The sequence below is a fragment of the Photobacterium angustum genome, from assembly GCF_003026365.1.
Classification (GTDB): domain Bacteria; phylum Pseudomonadota; class Gammaproteobacteria; order Enterobacterales; family Vibrionaceae; genus Photobacterium; species Photobacterium angustum.
The window spans coordinates 1-697 of the sequence record NZ_PYOM01000052.1 but is presented as its reverse complement, the minus strand read 5'-3'; the positions used below and the strand labels follow the sequence as shown (position 1 = coordinate 697).

Sequence of the window (697 nt, the reverse complement as noted above, 5' to 3'; positions counted from 1 at the left end):
GTGTTTTGCACGTGTGATGGCAACATACGCTAAGCGACGCTCCTCTTCGGTATCAGCAGAGATCCCAACAGACGAACGATTAACATAAGGAAAGGCGTCTTTATCCCAATAAGGCAAATAGACTTGGCTATACTCACAGCCTTTCGCCCTAAAGATTGTGGTTAATTGCACTTGTGACATTGAGGGTTCAGTTTGGGGCAATGAATCTGAACGTTGGGTATAATACTCAAAGTAATTCAATGCCTTTTCACACTCTTGATCCATAGACGCTAGCACAGTCTCGACACTATCTAACCTTTCAACGGCTTCTTCAATCTCAGATGCTGTCGCTTCGGTTTTCCAAATCCAGTTATCCAACTCACTATCACGACGATACTGTCGATAAACATCCAGCGCTTTAAAACTACCTTTACGGCGTAGTGTCATCAATAATTCTACTCGTGCTGTAAAGTTATCAAGATTTAAATTGGGTTGTACCTTCTCTGTTTTACTTAACACGTTTAGCCACTGATCTATAGGTGTGTTAGCGAGCTCATCACACAATGGGCGTAAATTTGCATTCGGCACATAACAGTGAGGAAACGACATTAAGTTAAACACTAATGTCGCTTTTTCAAACGGCTGTAATTGGTTATAACGCCCGGTAGCAAAACGCATTACATCCATTAACAGCTTTACTTCTCGGCTATTAGAAAGC

Annotated in this window: 1 protein-coding gene; it reads right to left on the bottom strand. The window is 41.8% G+C overall.

Annotated features, from left to right (window positions below; translation table 11 throughout):
* Window positions 1–697: 3'-5' exonuclease (locus CTN01_RS22560; RefSeq protein WP_170096486.1), on the bottom strand; the 697-nt coding region annotated here is incomplete at both ends.